Below are 3,822 nucleotides of genomic sequence, written 5' to 3' on the forward strand. Positions count from 1 at the left end.
GCGTCCGCTCCCAGTGTGATCCCGGCACCGGTGCGGTGGACCGGCCAGGAGGGCACGCTGCGGCTGGCCGCCACGGCGGCGGTGGTCGCACAGAAAAAAAAGAACTGCGCGGTGCCCCCCTCAACAAAAACCGACGACGTGGCCGACGCGACGGGGCTGCGGCTGCGGGGGGTGACCGGCGCCCAACCACACAAAGCGGGCGATGTGGTGCTGGGGGTGTTTGCGTCGCGGAAGAAAAAAGGAAAAAAGAGGGGTACGAACTGGTCGTCGGCGACACCGTACGGATCACCGGGGCCACCGCCTCCGGGGCGTTCCTGGGGACCCGGACCGTGCTCCAGATGCTCGGCGACGGGCGCGAGCTGCCGCACGGCAGCACCGTCGACGTGCCGCGGTACGCCGAGCGCGGGGTGGGGGTGTGCGCCTGCTACATCCACGTCTCGCTGGACTGGTTCGAGCGGCTGATGCGCGAGATGGCGTACCTGAAGCTGAACCAGCTGTGGATCGAGGCGAAGGTGGCCGGCGACGACTACCCGAAGACGAAGTTCTGGGGGTACTACACCAAGGACGAGGTGCGGCGGCTGTCGGCGATGGCCCGGAAGTACCACATCACGCTCGTCCCCGAGATCAACTCCCCCGGGCACATCGACCCGTATCTCCAGAACCACCCCGAACTCCAGCTCACCGACACGAAGGGGACGCGGTCGCCGTCACGGCTGGACATCACCCGGCCCGAGGCGTTCGCCTTCTACACCGGACTGCTGGACGAGGCGCTGACCGTGTGGGACACCCCGTACTGGCACATGGGCGCGGACGAATACATGCTGGGCTCCGACTACGCCGCGTATCCGCAGATCGCCGCGTACGCCAAGGCCAAGTACGGCGCCCGGGCGACCCCGCAGGACGCGTTCGTGGACTTCGTCAACCGGGTCGACGACCATGTGCGCGCGGGCGGGCGGACCCTGCGGATCTGGAACGACGGGCTGACCGGCGACAACACCATCCCCGTCAACAAGGACATCCGGGTCGAACACTGGACCGCCGAACCCGAGCAGCCGCCCTCGGCCCTGCTCGCCCAGGGCCATCAGGTGATGAACTCGGCCTACGCGCTCTACCTCATCCGCGGCGGCTCCCCCATGAAGACGCGAGAGCTGTACGAGAGCGACTGGACCCCGCTGCGCTTCGAGGGCGAGACGCTGAGCGGCCCCCAGCCGGGCATCACCGGGGCGAAGATCACCATGTGGCCGGACTCGGCGGCGGCCCAGACCGAGAACGAGGTCGAGACGGAGGCGTATCTGCCGCTGCGCTTCCTCGCCCAGGCCACCTGGGGCAGCCCGAAACCGGCCGCCACGTACGACGGGTTCAGCACGCTCGCCCGGGACATCGGCCACGCGCCCGGCTGGGAGAACGTGGTGCGGCTGCCGGTCAAGGACGGTACGTACGCCCTGACGCTGTCCGGCTCCGCCACCCGGCTGACCACCTCGGGTGGCGGCGAGGGCGCCACCGCGCGGTTCGGTGAGGACACCGGCGCGGCGTGGCGGCTGTCGGCCACCGCGGACGGCTACTACACGCTCCGCGCCGTGCGCGGGGGCACCGCCACCGCGTACTGCCTGGACATGGTGAAGGGGGCCCGCTACCTCGGCGCCCCGCTGGAGGCGGGCGCCACGGTCACCACCCAGACGTGCTCGGCCACGGCCCGCACCCAGCGGTGGCAGCTGACCGGCACCGGGACGCGGGTGCGGCTGGTCAACGCCATCTCCCAGCTCGGCCTCGCGCAGCGCGCCGCCGACGGGGGCGCGGTGCAGCAGCCGCCGGACCAGCAGGCGGCGGCCGAACTGCGCCCGGTGGCCGCCACGGTGGCGCCGCGGGGCGGACGTTAGCCCCGGGCCAGGGCCAGGATCCGCCGCGCGCGCTCCAGGACCGGCTTGTCCACCATCCGGCCGCCGTTGCCGAAGGCCGCGCGGACGGCACCGTGCGGGTTGATCCGTACGACCGCCCGGTCGCCCCGGCCGAGCCATGCGGAGACCTCGTCGCGTGCCCGGTCCTTGCCGTCCCTCCCGCCGGGTGGCGATGCGCAGGTCGGCGCCGCCGTCGGCGGGGGTGCCGCACGCCAGAAGGTGTTCACCGGTGAACAGCAGCCGCCGCGCATGAGCAGGGCTCCCGTGCTGCCCTGTTCGGCCGTCACCGGGCCCAGGCTGGTGACGCGTTCGGCGGGCTCGCCGAGGCGGAGCGGCCGGGTGACCGGAAAGCGGTGATGGACGCGTGCGGTCACGGCATGAGGTGTCAGGGGCCGGGCTCCGCCAGGAACGACGACACGAGCGCGCTCGCCCGCGGACGGCACTCGTCGAAATAGCCGTGCCGGGCGCCCTCGAAGAGGTGGGTACGGGCATCCGGGATACGGGACGCGAGCAGCGGTGCGTTGGCCGCCGGGGTGAGCCGGTCGTCGTCCCCGTGCAGGATCAGCGTGGGCGCGGCGATCTCCGGCAGTACGTCCCAGGCGTCGTGTTCGTTGCTGGCCACCAGGTGGCGCCGCCGCGCGTGCGGGGGCATGCCGGGGTCGCCGAGGGTCGTGTACGGGCCGGGGTGCGCGGACCGCCAGGCCGGGGTGTACATCAGGTCGATCAGCGCCTCCCGCGCCGCCTGTGCGTCGGGCTGGGCCAGGGACCGGCGTACGGCGTTGTCGCGCTCGGTGGCGTGCGGCCCGCCGGGCGAGGTGCAGCCGAGCACCAGCCGCCGGATCCGGGACGGGTGACGGGCGGCCACCCATTGGGCCACCCGGCCGCCCATGGAGGTCCCGTACAGGTCGGTGCGCTCGATGCCCAGGTGGTCGAGGACGGCGATCACATCGTCGGCGAGGCCCTGGGTGGAGTAGTGCTCATCGGGCTTTCCGCTGTCTCCGGTGCCGCGCCAGTCCACGGTGAGGGTGCTGTGCGTGGCGTGGAAGTCCGCTCGTACGCCGTCCCACCAGTGGTGGTTGTTCGCCTGGCCCGCCAGCAGCACCAGCGGCGGCCCGGTTCCCTCGCGCTGGTAGGCCAGCGGGGTGCCGTCCAGGGCGTGGGCGTGTCCGCGGATGCGCCGGGCGGTGTCGGTGTCCGTCACGTGTTCTTCGCCTTTCTCGTCGCGTCGTCGAGGCGCGGGGTGTGCCGGATCAGCTCCCGGGCGACGACCTCCACCGCGGGTGGTGTCCGCCCGGCGCGCGAGGTCCCCAGGACGATCGAGCGCCACACGTCCGGTTCGCACAGCGGTGCGGCACCGTCCGGGGTGCTGGCCAGGTTGTAGAGCAGTGTCAGGTCCAGGTCGCCGTCGTCCAGCCACTGCTGGAGGTGCCCGGAGTACGCCGTCATCAGGCGCAGGTCGATGCCCGGCTGATCCAGGGCGAGGGCGGGCACCAGCGGCTCCGCCAGCAGGTCGGTGGTGCTCTCCAGCAGGCCCACGGTGACGATCCCGGCCCCCACCCCCGGGGTCGGCCGCACCTCCGCGCGGGCCCGCTCCAGCTCGTTCAGTGCGCGGCGGGCCCGGTCGACCATGCGGATCTGCCGGGTCACCGCGGGCTGGACCAGGTGGAGCAGCTCCGCGGCCCGGGTGACGCTGCCCGCCTCGGCGACCGTGACGAGCGCCTTGAGCTGTCTGACGGCCACCGCCTGCTCCTCCTGGGACATCCGCACCCGGCATGGGTACATCACTGATTGCTATCTCGCCGCGACGACCATGAGTGCTCATGATGACACCGGCCCGGAACACCGGGGAACGGGGGTGACGGGCCCCTTGAGGAGCATGTCCCGGCCAGCCGTCTGGAGGTCGCCACCGTGACCGAGCTTCCGCTCT

Annotated in this window: 4 protein-coding genes; 1 reads left to right on the plus strand and 3 read right to left on the minus strand. The window is 72.3% G+C overall.

Features of this window, described 5'->3' with window-relative positions; genetic code table 11:
* Positions 1–35: 35 nt before the first annotated feature.
* Positions 36–1,877, plus strand: a complete 1,842-nt coding sequence (locus tag SSOG_RS01485; protein ID WP_009712415.1) for a family 20 glycosylhydrolase — start codon at positions 36–38, stop codon at positions 1,875–1,877.
* Here the strand turns inward: SSOG_RS01485 and SSOG_RS01490 are convergent.
* Genes SSOG_RS01490 through SSOG_RS01500 form a run of 3 tightly spaced genes read right to left on the minus strand, consistent with a single transcriptional unit; the run spans position 1,874 to position 3,635 of the window.
* Positions 1,874–2,269: a hypothetical protein gene (locus SSOG_RS01490; protein ID WP_039936279.1), complete on the minus strand. Its 396-nt coding sequence runs from the start codon at positions 2,267–2,269 to the stop codon at positions 1,874–1,876. The two genes, SSOG_RS01485 and SSOG_RS01490, sit on opposite strands and share 4 nt — an antisense overlap.
* 11 nt (positions 2,270–2,280) lie before the next feature.
* Positions 2,281–3,096 carry an alpha/beta fold hydrolase gene (locus SSOG_RS01495; RefSeq protein ID WP_009712417.1) on the minus strand — a complete coding sequence of 272 codons (816 nt, stop codon included), beginning with the start codon at positions 3,094–3,096 and terminating at the stop codon, positions 2,281–2,283.
* Complete coding sequence (locus tag SSOG_RS01500; protein ID WP_039940451.1) at positions 3,093–3,635, minus strand: helix-turn-helix domain-containing protein; 543 nt, start codon at positions 3,633–3,635, stop codon at positions 3,093–3,095. Before SSOG_RS01500 ends, SSOG_RS01495 begins: the two co-directional genes overlap by 4 nt.
* Positions 3,636–3,822: the final 187 nt, after the last annotated feature.

The sequence above is a fragment of the Streptomyces himastatinicus ATCC 53653 genome, from assembly GCF_000158915.1.
GTDB lineage: Bacteria > Actinomycetota > Actinomycetes > Streptomycetales > Streptomycetaceae > Streptomyces > Streptomyces himastatinicus.